The sequence below is a fragment of the Microbispora bryophytorum genome, assembly GCF_006874465.1.
GTDB classification, from domain to species: domain Bacteria; phylum Actinomycetota; class Actinomycetes; order Streptosporangiales; family Streptosporangiaceae; genus Microbispora; species Microbispora bryophytorum.
The window spans coordinates 24,058-44,000 of record NZ_VIRL01000027.1 but is presented as its reverse complement, the minus strand read 5'-3'; the positions used below and the strand labels follow the sequence as shown (position 1 = coordinate 44,000).

Below are 19,943 nucleotides of genomic sequence, written 5' to 3'. Positions count from 1 at the left end.
GACGGAGACGCGTGACGGGTGTGAGCGTCACGCGTGGCTTGCGAGCAGGGCCGCCTTCAGCGACAGATGGAGCAGCAGGCGGTCCTCCCCGTCGGCGAGGTCGAGCCCCGTGAGGTGCCCCGCCTTACCCAGGCGGTAGTACAGCGTCTGCCGGTGCACGCCCAGCGCCGCCGCCGTCTCCTTGACCTGCCCGGCGTGATCGAGGTAGGCCTCCACGCTCGCCGCGATCCTGGGCGTGAGGGCGGCCGACTCGGCGGCGAGGTCGGCCAGCTCGCGCGGGGACAGCCGGGCCAGCAGCCGGTAGACGCCGAGCGCGCCCCAGTCGGCGACCGGGGCGTGCCGCTCGACGTGCTCGGCCACCCGCAGTGCCAGCAGCGCCTCCTGCCAGCTCTGCCACGCCTCCCCGGGATCGTCGCGCGGGCCCCCGACTCCGGCGGCCAGGCCGTACAGGCCGTGCAGGAGGCGCGCGACGTGCGCGGCCTGCGCGGCGGGCGCCAGCACCGCGAGCAGCGGCGCGTTCACCGCCGTGTCGGTCACCTCCGGGTCGGCCAGCACGCCGCGCGGCAGCGCGCGCGGCGGTCCGGACGCCTCCGCGGGCGTCCGCACGGCCACCGCCGTCACCGGTCCCTCGACGTTCATCGGGGCGGTGGCGCGGACCGCGGGGTCGGCCGAGAAGAACTGGCGCAGCGGGGCGTGCCGGCCGCGCGCCTGCGTGGCCAGCAGCGCGGCGGCCCTACTCACCAGCGGCGCGACGGTGGCCAGGCGCTCGTCGGTGAGCGCCCCTGATTCGAGGGCCCACAGGTAGCCGTAGGTCACCCCGCCATGCCGCAGCGGCACGCACACGCGGCCGAGCAGGCCGGGCAGCCCGGGGATGCGCACCGGGCCCGTCGCGTTCGCGATGCCGTACGCCTCGAAGTGGGCGCGCACCTCGTCGGAGGCGTGCCTGCGCAGGATCGACTCCTGCCGCACGCGGTCGATGTCCCCGCTCTGCGCGCCGTACGCCAGCAGGTTGAACGAGCGGTCCTCCAGCGTCACGGAGGCGTCCAGCAGCCGGGAGATCTCATCGACGATGTCTTGCATGCTGACATTCTTGTGCATTTGTCGAAAAATGCTGTGGCGGATGTCCGTGGAACTTCTGTGACGTGCGGATTTAGCCTGAAGCCATGCTCGGTTCCCTGCTTCTCGCGGGCTCACGCAGCCCGCTCGCCCGCCGGGCCGTGTCGGGGCTCCCGCTCACGCGCAAGGTCGTCGACCGCTTCGTGGCCGGAGAGTCCGCCGCGGACGCCGTCGCCGCGACGCGCCGCCTGACCGGCTCGGGGCTGTCGGTCACCATCGATCATCTGGGCGAGGAGGTCCGGGATCCCGGGACCGCCGTCGCCGCCGCCAAGGCGTACGTCTCGCTGCTGGAGGAGCTGCGGCCGCTCGGCCTCGGCGACCGGGCCGAGGTGTCGGTCAAGCTGTCGGCCGTCGGCCAGGCCCTCGACCCTGGCATGGCCCTGGAGAACGCGCGGCAGATCTGCGCGGCGGCGCGGGAGTGCGGCGCCACGGTCACCCTGGACATGGAGGACCACACCACCGTCGACGCGACGCTCGGCGTGCTGCGCGCGCTGCGGGAGGACTTCCCGGAGACGGGCGTGGCGATCCAGGCCTACCTGTTCCGCAGCGAGGCCGACTGCCGCGACCTCGCAGGGTCGCGGGTGCGGCTGGTCAAGGGCGCCTACGCCGAGCCCGCCTCGGTGGCCTGGCAGAGCAAGGCCGAGGTCGACCGCGCGTACGTGCGGTGCCTGCGGGCGCTCATGTCGGGCACGGGCTATCCCATGGTGGCCACGCACGACGACCGGCTGATCGCGATCGCCGAGTCGCTCGCGGTGAGCGCCGGACGCGGCGCCGGCGACTACGAGTTCCAGATGCTCTACGGCATCCGGGCCGACAGGCAGGCGGCGCTGGCCGCGGCCGGGTCGCGGGTGCGGGTCTACGTCCCCTACGGCGACGACTGGTACGGCTACTTCATGCGACGCCTCGCCGAGCGCCCGGCCAACGTCGCCTTCTTCCTTCGCGCTCTGAGGGGTAAATGATGGATGCGATCACCGACGTCCCGGTGCCGGCGAACGAGCCGGTGCACGCGTACGGACCGGGCAGCGCCGAGCGCACGGCGCTGGAGACCCGGATCAAGGAGTTGTCGGGGGCGTCCCTCGACCTGACGATGACGATCGGCGGCGAGCGGCGCATGGCCGGCGGCGCTCCGATCGACGTCGTGCAGCCGCACAACCACGCCGCCGTGCTCGGCCGTACGGCCGACGCCACCGCGGCCGACCTGCGGGCGGCGGTGGACACGGCGCTGGAGGCCGCGCCGCGCTGGCGGGCCCTGCCGTTCGAGGAGCGCGCCGCGGTGTTCCTCAGGGCCGCCGAACTGCTCAGCGGCCCGTGGCGGGCCACACTCAACGCTGCCACCATCCTCGGCCAGTCGAAGTCGGCGCAGCAGGCCGAGATCGACGCCGCGTGCGAGCTGATCGACTTCTTCCGGTTCAACGTCGCCTACGCCCGGCGGCTGCTCGCCGAGCAGCCGCAGTCGGCGCCGGGCGTGTGGAACCGCATGGAGTATCGGCCGCTGGAGGGCTTCGTCCTGGCGATCACGCCGTTCAACTTCACCTCCATCGCGGCCAACCTGCCGGCGGCGGCGGCGCTGATGGGCAACGTCGTGGTGTGGAAGCCGTCGCCGACGCAGCAGTTCTCGGCGCACTTCACCATGCGGCTGCTGGAGGCGGCCGGGCTGCCGCCCGGTGTGATCAACATGGTCACCGGCAACGGCGGCGCCGTCTCCGAGGTCGCGCTCCCCCACCCCGAGCTGGCCGGGATCCACTTCACCGGTTCGACGGCCACGTTCCAGCACCTGTGGCGCACCGTTGGCGAGAACATCACGGGCTACCGCGGCTACCCGCGGCTCGTCGGCGAGACCGGCGGCAAGGACTTCATCCTGGCCCACCCGTCCGCGGAGCCCGGGACGCTGGCGACCGCGCTGCTGCGGGGCGCGTTCGAATACCAGGGCCAGAAGTGCTCGGCGGCCTCCCGGGCGTACGTGCCGCGCTCGCTGTGGACCCGGATGCGCGACGACTTCGTCTCGGCGGCCGAGTCGCTCACCGTGGGCGACGTGTCGGGCGACCTGTCCACGTTCATGGGCGCGGTGATCGACGCGCGGGCCTTCGCCAAGCACAGGGAGGCGATCGACCGGGCGCGGTCGGCCGACTCGACCGAGGTTCTCACCGGCTCCTACGACGACTCGACCGGCTACTTCGTGCGGCCGACCGTGCTGGAGTGCGCCGACCCCGCCGACGAGGTCTTCGTGAAGGAGTACTTCGGCCCGATCCTCGCCGTCCACGTCTACGACGACACCGCGTACGACGCCGTGCTGGACCAGATGGAGGGCGTCGCACCGTACGCGCTGACCGGGTCGATCATCGCGCAGGACCGGTACGCGATCGACGACGCCACCGAGCGGCTGCGCTTCGCGGCGGGCAACTTCTACGTCAACGACAAGCCCACCGGTGCGGTCGTCGGGCAGCAGCCGTTCGGCGGCGCCCGCGCCTCGGGCACCAACGACAAGGCCGGCTCGATCTTCAACCTGATCCGCTGGGTCAACGCCCGCACGATCAAGGAGACCTTCGTGCCCCCGGTCGTGAGCGGGCCGTACAAGGGCGACGTGCCGCAGGGCGGCTGGCAGCAGCCCGACCTCGGCGACCTCGGCTACTGACGGACCCCGATGCCCTCGGAAGACGAGACTTCCGAGGGCATCGCCGGGACGCCTGCCGATTCTGAGCGAGTTTCAGTCTCCGGCGGGGACGGCCATCTCGCCGAGGAGGGACCAGTCGTCCTGCGGGACCGTGACGTTGACGATTCTCGGGGTCTCGGCGAGGTGGGGCGGCAGCGTCCGACGGGCCGTCCGGAAGTGGTCCGACCCGACGTGCGCCGCTCCGGCCTCGTCGTCCCGGAACGCCTCGACGAGGACGTACTCGGCCGGGTCGTCGAGGCCGCGCGACCAGTCGAACCACAGGCAGCCCGGCTCCGAGCGGGTCGCCTCGGTGAACTCACGGGTGATCTCCGGCCACTGGTCGGCGTACTGCGGCAGCACCCGGAACTTCGCGGTGATGAAAATCATCTGGCCTCTCCTCACGTCATGGTGGGCAGGACGACATCCTCCAGGACCGCCCTCGGCGCCGTGTCCTGGTCCGGCCCGTTGTAGTCGCCGCCCGTGACGGCCACGACGAGGCCGAGATCGGGCAGCAGGAACAGCCGCTGGCCGCCGTTGCCCATGGCCGCCGCCCGCCCGTCCCGGCCCGCGTACCACATGTACCCGTAGGAGACGTCCTCCCAGGCGGGCACACGTGGGCGCAGCATCTCCCCTGTCCAGCCGGGGGCGACCTCCCCGTCCAGCACCGCCTGCCCGATCCTGGCCAGGCCGCGCGGCGTCAGGCGCAGGCCGGAGGCGGCCAGAGCGGTCCCGTCGGCGCCGGCCGACCATTCGAAGGCTCCGGCGCCGAGCGGCTCGAACAGCGCCCTGCGGGCGAACTCCTGAAGGCGCAGGCCCGTGCCCCTCTCCACGATCGCGCCGACGAGGGCCGCGGCGCCGCCGCTGTAGCGCCACCGCTCGCCCGGCTCCTCCACGAACGGGCGCTCCAGCACCCAGCGGCAGCGGTCCGGCGCCAGCTCCATCGCGATCTCGCTGTTCGCCGGGCTGGTGTAGGGCGCGCTCTCGTCCCACTCCAGGCCCATCGTCATCGTCAGCGCGTGGGCGATCGTCAGCCCGGCCCGGCGGGGATCGGCCGCCAGGCCGGCGTACTCGGGGAAGACCGACAGGATCGGCGCGCCGGGGTCCGGCACCACGCCGGACTCCAGCGCCATGCCGTACAGCAGCGCCACCAGGCTCTTGGTGACCGAGCGCAGGTCGTGGAGCGTGTCCGGCCCGAAGTCCACGTGGCCGAGCGGGGTATTCAGCACGTAGTCCTCGCCGCCGCCGTACCACTCGAGGACGACGTGGCCGTGCCGGGCCACCACGACGCCGTGCAGGGCCGGCGCCCCGCCCCGCCGTACGAGGGCGTCCAGCCGGAGAGGCAGGTCCGGCGCGAACCCGGCCTTCTCCGGGGAGATCGACTGCATGCGTTTCCTCCGCTTTCCTCGGTGATTCCCCCTTGCCCAAAGGCTCGCATTATTTCCCGGTCGTAAGCGACTGCCAGAGGGGGTACCGAGCCCGAAAGAGGCCCTCCGAGCGAGCCGAGGTCGACATGCGCAGCATCCTGGCGGCTCTATGCATCGCGGCCGCGACCGTCACCGCCTGCGGCGACATCAAGCAGGACTACTACACCCAGACGATGCCCCAGAACGAGGGGGCGAACGTGAACCTGCCCGGCCTGCTGCTCCGCAACGCCTTCATCATCGGCTCGCAGCAGCCCGCCCCGGCGGGGACCGACATGCCAATGTACATGATGCTGCTCAACGAGAGCGGCCGCACCGACCGCCTGCTGTCGGTGGACACCGGGGGCGTGTTCCGGGAGACCCGCCTGCCCGCCGGCGGCCTGGAGATCCCCGGCGGGAAGTACGTCGGCGGGACGGCCCTCCCCCAGGTGCTGCTCGCCGGCCTCACCCGCCCGCTGCGCAGCGGTGGCACGATCCCCGTGACGTTCCGGTTCCAGAACGCGGGAACGACCCGGGTGGACGTCCCGGTCCTGCCGCCCGGAACGTGGAGGAGCACCTACTCCCCCTGGCCGAGCCCGTCACCGAGCCCGTCACCGAGCCCATCGCCGACCGCTTCGCCGAGCGCGTCGCCGACCGCTTCGCCCGGCTCACCGCCGGCCGTCTCGCCGAGCCCGTCACCCACCGGGAGCTGACCCGTCCCGGATCTCGGGGTTCGCGTCCATGATCTCCTCGGCGACCGCGCGCAGGCGGGGCAGGTACGCGGTCACCTCGCTCGCCCTGCGCCGCAGGTCGTCCGGCGACCCGGCGCCCAGGTCGGCCGCCAGATCCGCGAACCCGGCGAGGTGGCCCGTCTCCCCCGGGGCGTCCGCGGCGAGGATCTTCAGGCACCGGGCGTACGTCGCGGCGATCCAGAAGACGGCCTCGCGGTGCAGTCCCCGCGCGACGAGGTCGGCGCCGCCGTCCACCGCCACCGGCCGGGCCGCCTCGGTGACGTCGGCGGAGAAGGGGAACGGCGTGCGGGCCGCGGCCGCCGCCGCGTCGAAGGCCCTCGTCATCGCGGCGAGGTGGGCGGTGACCCGCTCGCGGGTCAGGTGCGCGCAGCCGAGCAGGCCGAGCAGCTCCTCGTAGACGTCCATCCGGCGGTATGCCCGCAGGAGTTCGCGGACGGCCGGGTAGCGCAACCGCACGGTGGGGTTGCGCAGCCCTGCGGCGAGGAGCACGTGGGTCGTGACGCCGGCCGGGAACAGCCAGGCGGTGACCTGGTCGTGGAACGGCCTGCGGGGATCGAGCGCCGCGAGCCCGCCGGTGATACGACGCTCGGCGTCCTCGCACCGCAGGCGCGCCCAGCGCCGTTCGGCGAAGCCCGCCGCGACGGCGGCCTGGAGCCGGGCCAGCCGCCCGGTGGGGTCGGCGATCACCGTGTCGGTGCGGAAGGCGCCGGCCAGGTGGCAGGAGGCCAGCACGTCGTCCGCCGAGGCGAGCCCGTCCCAGGACACGTACGTGACCTCGACGAGCACTCCCTCCCAGGGGACCTTGCCGAGCTTGGGCGGCGGGGCGGAATCGGTGACCACGACCGCGACGTCGACGTCCGACGTGGGCGGCAGCATCGCGTCGGGATCGGCCCAGGCCGCCGACCCGGTGAGATAGGCCCCGGCGAAGTTCGCGGCGGACGCGGCCTCACGGGCGACCCAGCGGGCCGCCGCGGCCCGCGCGTCCCTGACCCGTGTCCCTCGCATGATCCATCAGTGAACCACAGGGACGAAGACGGCTCATGGCTCGGCTCGCCCTATGCGCCGGTGAGAGCGCCACCGTCGTCGGGCCGTGGTGCAGGCGGTCGGCGGCACGGCGCGGCGTGCGGCGCGATCAGGCGGGGATCTTGAGCACGACGACGGCGATGTCGTCGCGGGGCAGCCCGGACTGGAAGGCGACGGCCTCGTTGACGACCGCCTCGGCGATCCCCGCCGCCCCCATGGCGCGGGAGGCGCCGAGCAGGCGCCGCAGCCGCTCCTCGCCGTACAGTTCCTCGTCCCTGCGTCCCTCGACGACGCCGTCGGTGTAGAAGAGGACCGCGTCGCCGGGGGCGAGATCGACGTCGACGTCGGTCAGCCTGACCCTGGGCAGCAGCCCGAGGACGTTGCCCGGCCGCCCGATCTCGCCGACCGCGTCCCCGCGGGCCCGCAGCGGGTGCGGGTGACCGGCCAGGCAGACGGTGAGCCGGAAGTGATGACCGGCGGGCGCGAGCTGGCCGTACACGGCCGTCAGGAACCGGCCCGCCCGCTCGCTCAGCAGGGTCCGGTTGAGCGCGGACAGCACCGCCGACGGGCTGGGCTCCCGGATCGCCGCGGCCCGCAGCGTGTAGCGGGCCAGACTGGTGACGACGGCGGCCTCCACGCCCTTGCCGCACACGTCGCCGAGGGCGAGCTCCCAGCCGTCCACGGTCTCGTACATGTCGTAGAAGTCGCCGCCCACCTGGTCGCCGCGCCCGGCGGGCCTGAATGCCCCGGCGACCTGGAGCCCCGGGATCTCCGGCAGGGCCGGGGGGATGAAGCTGCGCTGCAGGGTGCGGGCCAGCTCGCGCGCCTCCGCCTCCGACCGCTCGGCGTGCTGGCGGGCGCGCAGCAGCTCACGCTCGTACTCCCGCCGGTCCGTCGCGGCGAAGACGCAGAAGCGGATGACCCCCGGGTCGTCCCGCATCACCGCGTTGAGCAGCACCGGCAGCCGGGTGCCGTCGGCGCGGCGCACGTCGACCGCGATCTCGCGGACGACCGACTGCATCGCGAGCAGCGGGGCGAAGTGGGTCTCGTAGAAGATGCGGTCGCCGACGGCCAGCAGGTTCTGGATCCGCATGCCGCCGGTCAGCTCACCGGGGTCGTACCCGGTGAGCTCCAGCAGCGTCCGGTTGACCCGGACGATCGTCCCGTCGGGCAGCGTGGACAGGTATCCGCAGGGCGCGTGTTCGTAGAGCTCCTCGAAGTCGTCCTCGACGGCGCGCACCTACAGGAACGCCCTGATCGCGGAGACGGTCTCCTCGGGCGCGCTCAGGTTGGGGCAGTGCCCGGTCGCCCGCATCAGCACCAGCTCGCTGCCGGGGATGTGCTTGTGCACGAACGTGCCGACCTCGACCGGGGCGATCACGTCCTCGGAGCACTGCAGGATCAGGCAGCGCACCGGCACCCGCGACAGGTCGGCCCGGTTGTCCGACATGAACGTCACCGTCGCGAACCGCTTGGCGATGTCCGGGTCGGTGCGGCAGAAGCTGTTGGTCAGCTCGGCCCCCAGCTCGGGGCGCTCCGGGTTACCCATGATCACCGGGGCCATGGCGCCGGACCAGCCGAGGTAGTTGCTGTCGAGCGACTCCAGCAGTTCCTCGATGTCGGCCGCGGTGAAGCCGCCGACGTAGCCCTCGTCGTCGATGTAGCGGGGCGAGGGCCCGACCATCACCAGCGCACCGAAGCGCGCCGGCTCCCTGGTCGCCGCCAGCGCGCCGATCATCGCGCTCACCGAATGGCCCACGAAGACCGCGTCGGTCAGGTCGAGCTCGGCGCAGATATCCAGGATGTCCTGCGCGTACCCCTGGAGAGAGGAGTAACGCTCGGGCGAGTAGGCCGACAGGTCGGAGTCACCGGAGCCCACGTAGTCGAACAGGACGACCCGGTGGTCGTCCTCGAATGCGGGAGCGACCAGCCGCCACATGTTCTGGTCGCACCCGAACCCGTGGGCGAAGACCATCGGGCGGCCGTCCGGCCGGCCGGTGATTCGCACATTGTTCCGCACCATCACACTCATGACGCGCAAGCGTACAAACCAATCCCAATGACAGGTGATTTCGGGCGGCCGTGTACGGAGCGCGGTCAGGGGTAGGCGGCGGAAGTCCCCTGGTCCCCCTGGAGGCGTCATGGACACCCTTCCCACGAGGACCACCACGCGTACACCCGTACAGACGGCCGCACTGATCGTGGGCGCCGTGTTCCTCCTGGTCGGCGTCCTGGGCTTCATCCCCGGGATCACGCGGAACGTCGACCGGCTGCAGTTCGCGGGGCACCACTCCGACGCCATGTTGCTCGGCCTCTTCGAGGTGTCGATCCTGCACAACATCGTCCACCTGCTGTTCGGCGTCGCCGGCCTGACGCTGGCGCGCACCCGGGCGGGCGCCCGCTCCTACCTCGTCGGCGGCGGCGCCGTCTACATGGTGCTGTGGCTGTACGGCCTGCTGGTGGGGCACGACAGCGCGGCCAACTTCGTCCCGGTCAACAACGCCGACAACTGGCTGCACCTGTTCCTCGGCCTCGGGATGATCGCCCTCGGCTTCCTGCTGTCCCGCAGGACGGTCGCCGACAGGGTGTGACCCGGGCCCTTAGCGCGGCCGAACCCCCGGCCGCGCCGCCGTACGGCGGGCGGTCGCCGGAGCCCCGGCCCTCCCCCGGCCGGGGCTTCGCGACGCGAGGCCCTGTTTGATCCCGACCGAGGGGGTATGGCGGCATTCGCGCGCTCTGTCCCGGCGGGACGTCGCCGGAGCCGGAGCCGCGGCGACCGGGGCCCGGGGAAACGGGCCCACCGGCCGGACCCATCGACGACCGAGGCGCCGGGAGGGGTAGCGATGACCGACGACACCACCGCGGGCAAGCCGGAACGCTTCACGTTCGACTTCGATCCCAGATTCGCCCCCCTGCTGTCCGTCCTGGGCATCCGCCCGGACACCGCCGGGGTGCTGGTCGGCCCCGGCACACTGCGGGTCCGCTTCGGGCCCTGGGTGACCGAGACCCCGCTGGCCAATGTCTCCGGCGTCGAGACGACCGGCCCCTACTCGCCGTTCCGGGCGATCGGGGTCCACGTGTCACTCGCCGACCGCGGGCTGACGTTCGCCACCAGCGCCCGCAAGGGGCTGTGCGTGCGGTTCCACGAGCCGATCCGGGGCGGCGAGCCGCTCGGGCTGCTGCGCCACCCCGGCCTGACCGTGACGGTCGCCGACCCCGCGGGACTCGCCGAGAAGCTCTCTCGGCGCCTGTAGAAGCTCTGGAGGAAATCCTTTGATCCGCCGACTCGTACGCGGCGCGGCCGCCGGAACGCTGTCCACCCTCACGATGAGCGCGGTGATGCTCGCCGGCCAGAAGAGCGGCCTGATGCCGGGCCAGCCGCCCAAGCACATCGTGAGGGCGGCCCTGCCGGGCCGGCGGCACCGGCCCAAACGCGGTGAGAACGTCCTCGGGGCCGCCGCGCACCTGGGTTTCGGCGCCGGCTGCGGCGCGGCGTTCGCGCTGCTCACCCGCGGGCGCGGCTCCGGCGTCCCCCTCGGGGTGGGCTACGCCCTGCTGATCTGGCTCGGCGCCTACCAGGGCTGGGTGCCCGCGCTGAACATCCTGCCGCCCGTCTCGCGCGACCCCGCGCGCGGCCGCCCGGTCGTCATGGCCGCGGCCCACGTGGTGTACGGCGCCACGCTGGCCCTCGCGGTCCGCGCCATGCGCGGGACGGACGGACGACACGACGAGAAGGAGGAGAGATGACGACGACGGAACGGCCGCTGGCCCTCGTGACCGGCGCCTCCAGCGGCATCGGGTATGAGCTCGCCAGGCAGTTCGCCCAGCACGGCTTCGACGTGGTGGTCACGGCGGAGGACGCGGAGCTGGACGCCGCCGCCGGGTCGCTGAGGGAGTACGGCGGGCAGGTCACGCCGGTGCGCGCCGACCTCACCCGGTATGACGAGGTCGAGCGGCTGTGGACCGCGACCGTCGCGGCCGGACGGCCCGTCGACGCCGTGGCGGTCAACGCGGGCGTCGGCGTGGGCGGCGCCTTCGCCCGTGAGACCTCGCTGGAGGCCGAGCTCAAGCTCATCGAGCTCAACGTCACGTCCTCGGTGCACCTGGTCAAGCGCGCCGTCGCCGCCATGACCACCCGTGGCAAGGGGAAGATCCTGTTCACGTCGTCGGTCGCCGCGCTCACGCCCGGGCCGTTCGAGGCCGTGTACGCCGCGAGCAAGGCGTTCCTCCACTCGTTCGCCGAGGCACTGCGGGGTGAGCTGAAGGACTCCGGCGTCACCGTCACCTCGCTCCTGCCGGGCCCGACGGACACCGAGATCTTCGAGCGGGCCGGCATGGAGGACACACGGGTGGGCTCGGGCAAGAAGGACGACCCGGCCGAGGTCGCCCGGCAGGGCTTCGACGCGCTGATGAAGGGCGACGACAAGGTCGTCGCCGGGTCCTTCATGAACAAGGTCCAGGACATGGCGGGCCGGGTCACCCCGGACACGGCCAAGGCCGCCCTGCACCGCCGCATGGCCGAACCCGGCAAGGGCGACACGTCCGAGAAGGACGCGTAGGCGCAATCCGGACCCGCGCCTCGCCTCCCCGGGAAGGCGGCGGCGGCGAGGCCGGGCCGGCGGCACGCACCAGTCGATCACCGATGCCACCGGCATCCCGCGCACAGCCGCCGGACGGCGGTGCGGTGAGGCGGGGACGGCTCACCACGCGAATGAAAGTTTCACGTCTCGTCGCAACGGTGCGAACACGCCATAGCAAGTGCCCAGGCGGGGCGCCGACAGCACCCGGCCGTCCGAGACATCGGCCCACGTCCTTGACGCCGGGACCTTCATTGAATTGACTCCGCACTACCGTCAACCCTGAATCGCTGTCGGACGGCACTTGATGTTAACGCTAACATCAGCTGGCCAGGCCTCGCCGTATCGGCGCCGTCCGCTCATGATTCCTGATCGAGAGAAGAAGGCATGAAGGTTTTCGGAAGCCTGAGAAGGGCGCTGGCGGCCGGGGCGAGCGGGTTGGTCGCCGCCGCGTGCCTGGTGGGCGGTGGTGTCGGCGGTGGTACGGCCCAAGCCGCGGCGTCGCAGCCGTGTGACATCTACGCCGCGGGCGGGACGCCGTGTGTGGCGGCGCACAGCACGACCCGTGCGCTGTACGGCTCCTACAACGGCCCGCTCTATCAGGTCCGGCGCGCCTCGGACAACGCCACCCGCGACATCGGCGTGCTGAGCGCGGGCGGGGTGGCCAACGCGGCCACGCAGGACTCGTTCTGCGCCGGCACAACGTGCCTCATCACGATCATCTACGACCAGTCCGGCCGCAACAACCGCCTCACCCAGGCGCCGCCCGGCTACTGGAAGGGCCCGGCCGCCGGCGGATGGGACAACCTGGCCGACGCCACCGCGGCCCCGATCACAATCGGCGGCCAGAAGGCGTACGGCGTCCGCGTGGAGCCCGGCACCGGCTACCGCAACAACAACACCAACGGCGTCGCGACCGGCGACCAGCCCGAGGGCATCTACGCCGTCGTCGACGGCACGCACTACAACCAGTGGTGCTGCTTCGACTACGGCAACGCGCAGACGGACGGCCAGGCCGACGCCCCCGCCATCATGGAGACCGTCTACTTCGGCGCCGACAAGCAGTGGGGCTACGGGGCCGGAGCCGGTCCCTGGATCATGGCCGACCTGGAGTGGGGCCTGTTCTCCGGCGTGAACGCGGGCTACAACAACCTCGCGTCGATCAACCACCGTTTCGTCACGGCCATGGTCAAGGGCGAGCCGAACCACTGGGCGATCCGGGGCGCGGACGCGCAGTCGGGCGGTTTGACGACCTACTTCGACGGACGACGCCCCAACGGCTACAACCCGATGAAGAAGGAAGGCGCCATCCTGCTCGGCATCGGCGGCGACAACAGCGTCTCCGGCCGCGGCACCTTCTTCGAGGGCGTGTTGACCTCCGGCTATCCGACCGCCGCCACCGAGGACGCCGTACAGGCGAACATCGCCGCCGCCGGCTACGCGCCGGCGGGCGGCGGCAACCCGCAGCAGGGCGTCCAGATCGTGGGCGGCCAGTCCGGCCGGTGCGTCGACGTGCCGAACTCCAGCACCGCCAACGGCACCCAGGTGCAGTTGTGGGACTGCTGGAGCGGCACCAACCAGCGGTTCACCTACACCTCGGGTAAGAGCCTGCAGGTGTACGGCAACAAGTGCCTGGACGCCTACGGGCAGGGCACCGCCAACGGCACCCAGGTGATCATCTGGGACTGCAACGGCCAGACCAACCAGCAGTGGAACGTCAACTCCAACGGCACGATCACCGGCGTGCAGTCCGGGCTGTGCCTGGACGCCAACGCGGCCGGCACGGCCAACGGCACGAAGCTCATCCTCTGGGCCTGCAACGGCGGCAACAACCAGAAGTGGAGCCTCCGCAGCTGATCCTGACCAGCTGGTTCCAAGCATGAGGGCGATCGGATGAGACGCCCTGGGCGGAGGTCCGGACATCTGGGCGGGGCCACGGCTTCCCCGGACCGGGCTTCCGCCCAGGACTACCGGCAGGTCGCCGTCGCGGAGCCGTCCTGTTCGCGCGCCGCGGCGGGAGACGGCTCAGGAGGCGACGGCTTCGTGCAGGAGCCGGACGACACCCACGGCATCCTCAGCCGGCGACGTCCTTGAACGCGATGACCTTGCCGGCGCGCAGCCGCACGAGGAACTCCCCGGGGCCGCCGTTGCGCCGGCCGTACTCCTCGGCCCGGTCCTCCCCCATGTAGCGCCCGCCGAGCACCGTCGCCCAGTGGCGCACCTCGGCGAGGTCGTCCGACAGGGTCGCCTCTCCCTCGATCATCACGTACGAGTACGGCGGGGCCTGGTCGTCGACGCACAGGGTCGCCCGGGGATCGCGGCGCAGCGCCTTGGCCTTCACTCCGCTCTCGTGGGTGGTGAACACCACGTCGTCCCCGTCGAGGGCGAACCAGATCGGCGTCACGTGCGGCCGCCCGTCCGCCCTGGTGACGGCGAGTTTGCCGGTCCTGGTGCCGCCCATCGCGAACTCGCGCCACTCCGCCTCGGTCATCCTGCCCATGGCGTCGAACCTAGCGCTGCCCGCCTGTGCGGCCGGTCTCCTCTCCCCCACGTGGTGGCCGTTTTCTTACGCCCTACGCACAAAGCGCGTCGCTTTTCCGTAGATGTACGGATATCGCTACGGATGTTCGCGTCCGGATCGTGGTTCTAGCGTCGCGCACGGGCCGGTTTTCCCCGGCCGGGTCGGCGAAACGAGGAGTCCCGTGACGTAGAGCTCCCCTCTTTTCTCCCAGCAGTCTCGCCATGGGAGAGACGCCTCCGCTCGTGCCTACCGGAGCGGAAAGCACCATCCATTTCTCTCATCACCCCCCAAATCCCACTATGTCCGCCGCCAGGGCTGATCTCCCGGAGGCGTGACCGCCGGCGCCCGCCCATAAGGCGGAGGCCACGTGGGAGGCAGAGAAAGGAAGACGCCCATGAGGCGCACAGCACTGCTCGCGGCGGCCGCCGCGCTGGCCGTGACCGGTGTGGTGGCACCCGCCACCGACGCCGCCGCCAAGCCCCCGCCCGGCAGCGAGAGCGCGGTCAGGTCCCTCGCCGACGACCCTGCGCAGCGGGCCGCGGCCGCCGCCGACCAGGCCGTCGCGAGCGGCCTGGACGACCTGCGCGTGTCCCCCGGCGAGACCTACCGGCGCACCGCCGTCACGCCGGCCGCCGGCATGTACTACGTCACCTACGAGCGCGCGTACAAGGGGCTGCCCATCGTGGGCGGCGACGCGGTCGTGGTCACCGACGCGGGCGGGCGCGTACGCGACACCGAGGCGGCCTCCGGCGCCCTTCCCCTGGGCGTGCCGACTCAACCGGCGGTCACCGCCGAGGCCGCCACCTCGACGGCGACGACCGTGCTGTCCCGGGTCGACGACAGCGCGGCCCCGCGCCTGGTGGTCCTGACCTGGGGCGGCGCACCGCGCCTGGCGTGGGAGGCGGTGGTCTCCGGCATCGCCGACGGCAGGCCGAGCATCCAGCACGTCTTCGTCGACGCGACCACCGGTGAGATCGCCGACTCCTACGACCAGGTGAAGGCGGGCACCGGCAACGGCTACTACTACGGCACGGTCACCATCAACACCAGCGGCTCCGGCACCTCGTACTCGATGACCGACTCCACCCGCAGCGGCGTCAGGTGCGGCGGGCAGAACGGCTCGGCCTACACCGGTTCCGACGACTCCTGGGGCACCGGCGGCGGAACCAGCCTGGAGACCGCCTGCGTGGACGCGCTCTACAGCGTCCAGCGCGAGTGGGACATGCTGCACGACTGGCTCGGCCGCAACGGAATCAACGGCAGCGGCGGCGGCTTCCCCGCCCGCGTGGGCCTGAACGACGTCAACGCGTACTGGAACGGCAGCTACACCAACTTCGGCCACTCGCAGGACAACGCCCGCCAGGCCACCCCGATCGACGTCGTGGCGCACGAGTTCGGCCACGCCGTCTTCCAGACCACGCCCGGCGGGGCGGGGTCCGGCAACGAGAACGGCGGCCTGAACGAGGCCACGGGCGACATCTTCGGCTCGCTCACCGAGGCGTACGCCAACAACCCCAACGACCCGCCGGACTACCAGGTGGGCGAGGAGGTCAACCTCGTCGGCGACGGGCCGATCCGCTACATGTACAACCCGTCCCTCGCCGGCGACCCCAACTGCTATTCCTCCTCGATCCCGAGTACGGAGGTCCACTCCGCGGCCGGCCCGCTCAACCACTGGTTCTACCTGCTCGCCGAGGGCTCCTCGCCGGGCGGCGGCAAGCCGAACAGCCCGATCTGCTCGGGCGGTCCCTCCTCGGTGACCGGCGTCGGCATCCAGAAGGCCGGCAAGATCTACCTGGGCGCGCTGCAGCGCAAGACCTCGACCTGGAAGTACGTCAACGTCAGGACCGCGTCGCTGGCCGCGGCGGTCGAGTTGTACGGCGCGAGCAGCGCCGAGTGCGCGGCCACCAAGGCGGCCTGGAACGCGGTCGGCGTGCCGGCGCAGTCGGGCGAGGCGAGCTGCAGCTCGTCGGGCAACGACTTCTCGCTGTCGCTCAGCCCCACCGCGAGCACGGTGACGCCCGGCCAGTCGGCCACCGCCACGGTCGCGACGTCGACCACCTCGGGGAGCGCGCAGACGGTGAGCCTCAGCGCCTCCGGGCTCCCGTCCGGGGCGACCGCGAGCTTCAGTCCGTCGTCGGTGAGCTCGGGCGGCTCCTCCACCCTGACCGTCTCCACCAGCGCGTCCACGCCCTCGGGGACGTACACGGTCACCGTCACCGGCAGCGGCTCCTCGGGCAGCCACACCGCGTCGTACACGCTGACGGTGTCGGGCACCTCGGGCGGGCGCACGTTCACCAACGGCACCAACTACACGATCAACGACCTGACCACCATCACCAGCCCGATCACCTCGACCGCCACGGGGACGGCGGTCTCCCCGGTGCAGCTGAGCATCACGATCTCGCACACCTGCGCCGGTGACCTGCGGATCAGGCTCCAGGGCCCGAACGGCACCTGGTACACGGTCAAGTCCAGCGGCGGGAGCTGCGGCTCCTTCGGCACCAGGACCTACTCCGTCCCGGTCACCCAGACGGCGGCGGGCACCTGGACCCTGGAGGTCCGTGACCAGTACACCTATGACACCGGCTACCTCGACTCGTGGACCATCACGGTCTGAGCGACGGCGGCGCAGCCCCCGGGACCGCACGGTCCCGGGGGTTCCGCGTCCTGGGGGTTCCGCGTCCTGGGGGTCTCCGCGTCCCGCGTCTGTGCGTCCCGGGGTTCCCGCGTCTCGCGTCTCCGCGTCCCGGGGACCGGTCAGGCGGGCGGTGCGATCTGGGTCCGCGACCGCACGCCGAGTTTGCGCAGCACGGTGGCGACGTGGGTCTCGACCGTGCGCGTGGACAGGAAGAGCACGTCGGCGATCTCGCGGTTGGTCCGGCCGAGCGCGACGAGCCTGGCGACCTCCCGCTCCCGCTGCGACAGTGCGCCGGCGCCCCGCCGCCCGCCGCGCGGGAGCGGGACGTCCACTCCGATGTCGCGCAGCACCCGCCTGCACCGGGCGGCGTCGTGCGTGGCGCCGAGCCGGCCGTACTGCTCCGCGGCCTCCCGGTAGACGACGGCCGCGGCGCCGTCTCCGAGGGCGAGCCGGGACCGCGCCTCCCCCTCGGCCGACCGCGCCGCCGCGTAGGGCTGGGGCAGGGCGGCGTACGCCTCGCGGGCCCGGGCGAAGAAGGCGGCGGCGTCGGCAAGCCCCGGTCGGGCAGCGTCGGCGTGACCATGCCCGGCGGCGTGCCCCAATCCGGCAGCGTGCCCCGGTCCGGCGGCGGCGAGCGCGCCGCGGGCGGCGTCGAGCGCGGCGTGCGCGGCGGGCGCCACCCGGCCCGCGATCCCGGCGGCGTACTCGTCCACCAGCTCCGCCGCCGCCCCCATCCGCCCGGCCCGGGCGAACGCGACGACGGCCGACGGGACCAGGCTCGCGCCCCACACCCACACGCCCTTGCGGCGCAGCCGGGCGACCGCCCGCTCGGCCTCCGCGGCGGCCTTGTCCACCGCTCCCCGGGCCAGGTGCAGATCGACGAGCCCCCCGGCGGCGGCCGTCACGACCGGTGCGTTGCGGGCCTCCGGCGCGTCCAGGCCCGCGCGGTGGAACTGCCTGACCGCCTCCTCCCACTCGCCCGTGGCCAGGGCGAGCAGCCCGAGCACCAGCCACAGGTCCACCGCGATCAGCGGCGTCTCCGTGGCCGACTCCCCCAGGGACGCCGCCCGGTCGCGCAGGCCGTCCCACCGCCCGGTGAGCCACTCCCTGCGGATCGCGGAGGCGTCGAGCAGAAAGGCCGGATACTGCGCGCCGGTCTCCAGGGCGAGCCGCCGCCCTTCCCGGGCGAACCGCTCGGCCGCCGCGTAGAGCCCCACGGTCGTCGCCGAGTCGTGCAGGTTGCAGTACGCCCGGGCGACCTCCCGCCGTACCCCGGCGCGCGGGTCCTCGGCCGGAAGCCGGGCCGCGACGTCGAACGCGCCGGGAGAGCCGGTCGTCATCTCGAAGGAGGCCCGGTTGGCCAGGACCGCGGCCGACAGCTCCGGGTTGTCGGCGGTGGCGACGAGCGCCTCCGCACGGGCCATCCACTCCGCGTGCTCCGCCAGCGACTCGGCGCCCCACTCGGGCATCGCCATGCTGGCCCAGCCGCGGGCGGCCAGCGTCGGCCGGTCGTTCAGCTCGGCGAGGGCGGCCATGATCTCCGGCCGCCCCGCCGCGGCGTCGCCCGCCTGGTTGGACAGGACGACGCCGAGGTTGAGCCGCACCTCGCCCCGCACGTCGCGAGAGAGGAAGTCGCCCCGCAGCACCTGGCGCAGCAGCCGCACCACCCGCTGGTGCGACAGGCCCGTCGCCGCGAAGCGGCTCAGCATCAGCACCAGCGGGCCCCGGTCGCGCGCCGGCAGGTCGGGGTCGTCGAGCATGCCCTCGACCACCTCCACGGCCAGTGCGGTGTCTCCCAGCGCGGCGGCCTGCTGGGCGGCGGCGGTCCCGTGGCGCACCCAGCAGTCGGTGTCGCCTGCCTGCCGGGCGTGGAAGGCCAGCTGCACCAGCGGCGGCGCGTCCGTCGTGGCGAGCGCGGCCATCGCCCGCACGTGCGCCGACCGACGTTCGGGGCCGGGGATGGCGGCGTAGACGGCCTGCTGGGCCAGCGCGTGGCGGAAGCCGTAACGACCGCCGGGGTGCTCGTGCAGGACGCCGGCCCGCAGCGCCTCAGCGAGCCCGGCAGACCCCAGCCCCGCAGAGCCCGGCCCCGCAGAGCCCAGCCCCGCAGAGCCCAGCCCCGCAGACCCCGGCCCGGCGGGGCCCGATCCGGCGGAGTTCTGCCCGGCGGAGTCCGGCCCGGCGTGACTCGGCGCGGCCGGATCGCCGCCGACCACGTTGATCAGCTGCTCACCCGCGGGGAGCCGCAGCACCGCCGCCGCCCGGACCGCTCTGGCCGCCTCCGGAGACAGACCGGCCATCCGCTCGGCCATCGCCTCGCGCAGCAGCAGCGGAACGCCGGCCCGGTCGACGGCACGGTCGAGCGCGTCCGGGTCGTCCGCGCCGGGCAGCGAGGCGGGCAGGGATCGGACCAGCTCCTCCACCACGAACGGGATGCCCGCCGTGCGCTCGTGCAGCCGCGTGACGAACCCGGCAGACAGGTCGGACCGCTCCAGCAGCGCACCGGCCAGGCTGGCCACGCCGGACGCGTCCAGCGGCGCCAGCCGCACGACCACGTTGGCCGTGTCCGGCTGGTGCCGGTAGGCCCGGCCGAGCGGCGGGCCTGCGACGCCGTCCCGGCGGCACGTCGCCACCACCGCCAGCCCCTGCGGCGGCTGCCCGGTCAGGAAGCGCAGCAGGTCGAGCGTGCCGTCGTCGGCCCAGTGCAGGTCCTCGACGACGAGCACGGCCGGTCCGACGGCCGCCAGCAGGGCGCGTATCGCGCGGAAGACCCGGTGGCGTTCGGCCCGCGGGTCGTCGAGAGGCTGCGGCGACGGCGGCAGCGCGCCGGCCAGTTCGGGCAGGTGGGCGCGGAGCGCGCCGGTGACCGGGTTGAGCCGGTGCGCCGCCGGGAGCCGTCCCCTGATGTCCCGCAGCGCCTCGAAGACCGGCCCGTACGGGAAGGGCTCGCGGATCTGGTGGCAGTAGCCGAGCAGGACGGCCCGGTCGCCGGACGGCAGGCGGTCGAGCGCGGCGCGGACGAGCCGGGTCTTGCCGATGCCCGCCTCGCCCTCCACCAGCACGACCGCCGGTGGACGGGTCACCGCGTCGATGAGAGCCCGCAGCTCAGTGGCGCGTCCGACCAGCGGGGGCGGGGGAACGATGCTCATCCACGGCTCCAAGGTGACGGGTTGCGAGTCCCCCGGGCTCAGCCACGGCTCAGTTATCCCCGCCCCTTGACCGCCGGTCAACCCTCCGGCGTAACGGCCGTGTTGCGGAACCGG

17 protein-coding genes are annotated in these 19,943 nt (G+C 73.0%); 9 read left to right on the top strand and 8 right to left on the bottom strand.

Annotated elements, in window-relative coordinates:
- Positions 1 to 27 precede the first annotated feature (27 nt).
- Entirely contained in the window at positions 28 to 1,080 is a 1,053-nt protein-coding gene (locus FLX07_RS32700; protein ID WP_223854254.1) for a PucR family transcriptional regulator, read from the bottom strand.
- An 83-nt stretch (positions 1,081 to 1,163) separates the two neighbouring features.
- Between FLX07_RS32700 and FLX07_RS32695 the strand changes: the two genes are divergently transcribed.
- The gene (locus tag FLX07_RS32695; protein WP_142575554.1) at positions 1,164 to 2,075 is read left to right on the top strand and encodes a proline dehydrogenase family protein; all 912 of its coding nucleotides are present in this window, start codon (positions 1,164 to 1,166) and stop codon (positions 2,073 to 2,075) included.
- On the top strand, positions 2,075 to 3,748 hold the full coding sequence (gene pruA, locus FLX07_RS32690; RefSeq protein WP_142575553.1) for an L-glutamate gamma-semialdehyde dehydrogenase: 1,674 nt from the start codon (positions 2,075 to 2,077) through the stop codon (positions 3,746 to 3,748). Before FLX07_RS32695 ends, pruA begins: the two co-directional genes overlap by 1 nt.
- A gap of 72 nt (positions 3,749 to 3,820) precedes the next feature.
- On the opposite strand, the gene FLX07_RS32685 is transcribed toward pruA, so the two are convergent.
- Complete coding sequence (locus FLX07_RS32685; protein ID WP_142575552.1) at positions 3,821 to 4,153, bottom strand: putative quinol monooxygenase; 333 nt, start codon at positions 4,151 to 4,153, stop codon at positions 3,821 to 3,823.
- An 11-nt stretch (positions 4,154 to 4,164) separates the two neighbouring features.
- Positions 4,165 to 5,151, bottom strand: a complete 987-nt coding sequence (locus FLX07_RS32680; RefSeq protein ID WP_142575551.1) for a serine hydrolase domain-containing protein — start codon at positions 5,149 to 5,151, stop codon at positions 4,165 to 4,167.
- 125 nt (positions 5,152 to 5,276) lie between these two features.
- On the opposite strand from FLX07_RS32680, the gene FLX07_RS32675 reads away from it, so the two are divergent.
- A complete protein-coding gene (locus tag FLX07_RS32675; RefSeq protein WP_142575550.1) occupies positions 5,277 to 5,879 on the top strand; it encodes a copper chaperone PCu(A)C domain-containing protein in 603 nt (200 codons plus the stop codon).
- Here FLX07_RS32675 and FLX07_RS32670 read toward each other — a convergent pair.
- From FLX07_RS32670 to FLX07_RS32660, 3 genes are all read right to left on the bottom strand, one after another.
- On the bottom strand, positions 5,862 to 6,923 hold the full coding sequence (locus FLX07_RS32670) for a hypothetical protein (protein ID WP_142575549.1): 1,062 nt from the start codon (positions 6,921 to 6,923) through the stop codon (positions 5,862 to 5,864). The genes FLX07_RS32675 and FLX07_RS32670 overlap by 18 nt on opposite strands.
- A gap of 127 nt (positions 6,924 to 7,050) precedes the next feature.
- A complete protein-coding gene (locus FLX07_RS32665) occupies positions 7,051 to 8,181 on the bottom strand; it encodes a PP2C family protein-serine/threonine phosphatase (RefSeq protein ID WP_142575548.1) in 1,131 nt (376 codons plus the stop codon).
- A complete protein-coding gene (locus FLX07_RS32660; protein ID WP_142575547.1) occupies positions 8,182 to 8,973 on the bottom strand; it encodes an alpha/beta fold hydrolase in 792 nt (263 codons plus the stop codon).
- 109 nt (positions 8,974 to 9,082) lie between these two features.
- Here FLX07_RS32660 and FLX07_RS32655 point away from each other — a divergent pair, with 109 nt between their 5' ends.
- From FLX07_RS32655 to FLX07_RS38135, 5 genes are all read left to right on the top strand, one after another.
- Complete coding sequence (locus tag FLX07_RS32655) at positions 9,083 to 9,532, top strand: DUF4383 domain-containing protein (protein WP_142575546.1); 450 nt, start codon at positions 9,083 to 9,085, stop codon at positions 9,530 to 9,532.
- Between the two features lie 252 nt (positions 9,533 to 9,784).
- On the top strand, positions 9,785 to 10,195 hold the full coding sequence (locus FLX07_RS32650; protein WP_142575545.1) for a hypothetical protein: 411 nt from the start codon (positions 9,785 to 9,787) through the stop codon (positions 10,193 to 10,195).
- Positions 10,196 to 10,214: 19 nt separating this feature from the next.
- Positions 10,215 to 10,688, top strand: a complete 474-nt coding sequence (locus tag FLX07_RS32645) for a DUF6789 family protein (protein ID WP_142575544.1) — start codon at positions 10,215 to 10,217, stop codon at positions 10,686 to 10,688.
- Positions 10,685 to 11,500 (top strand): SDR family NAD(P)-dependent oxidoreductase, encoded by an 816-nt coding sequence (locus FLX07_RS32640; RefSeq protein WP_142575543.1) that lies wholly within the window; start codon positions 10,685 to 10,687, stop codon positions 11,498 to 11,500. Before FLX07_RS32645 ends, FLX07_RS32640 begins: the two co-directional genes overlap by 4 nt.
- A 405-nt stretch (positions 11,501 to 11,905) precedes the next feature.
- Positions 11,906 to 13,375, top strand: a complete 1,470-nt coding sequence (locus FLX07_RS38135) for an arabinofuranosidase catalytic domain-containing protein (protein WP_142575542.1) — start codon at positions 11,906 to 11,908, stop codon at positions 13,373 to 13,375.
- Between the two features lie 217 nt (positions 13,376 to 13,592).
- Here FLX07_RS38135 and FLX07_RS32630 read toward each other — a convergent pair whose 3' ends face one another.
- Positions 13,593 to 14,018, bottom strand: coding sequence for a PPOX class F420-dependent oxidoreductase (locus FLX07_RS32630; RefSeq protein WP_142575541.1), 426 nt, complete (start codon positions 14,016 to 14,018; stop codon positions 13,593 to 13,595).
- 415 nt (positions 14,019 to 14,433) lie between these two features.
- On the opposite strand from FLX07_RS32630, the gene FLX07_RS32625 reads away from it, so the two are divergent.
- Positions 14,434 to 16,659 (top strand): M4 family metallopeptidase, encoded by a 2,226-nt coding sequence (locus tag FLX07_RS32625; RefSeq protein ID WP_142575540.1) that lies wholly within the window; start codon positions 14,434 to 14,436, stop codon positions 16,657 to 16,659.
- Positions 16,660 to 16,799: 140 nt separating this feature from the next.
- Here FLX07_RS32625 and FLX07_RS32620 read toward each other — a convergent pair whose 3' ends face one another.
- Positions 16,800 to 19,829 (bottom strand): helix-turn-helix transcriptional regulator, encoded by a 3,030-nt coding sequence (locus FLX07_RS32620; protein ID WP_142575539.1) that lies wholly within the window; start codon positions 19,827 to 19,829, stop codon positions 16,800 to 16,802.
- Positions 19,830 to 19,943: the final 114 nt, after the last annotated feature.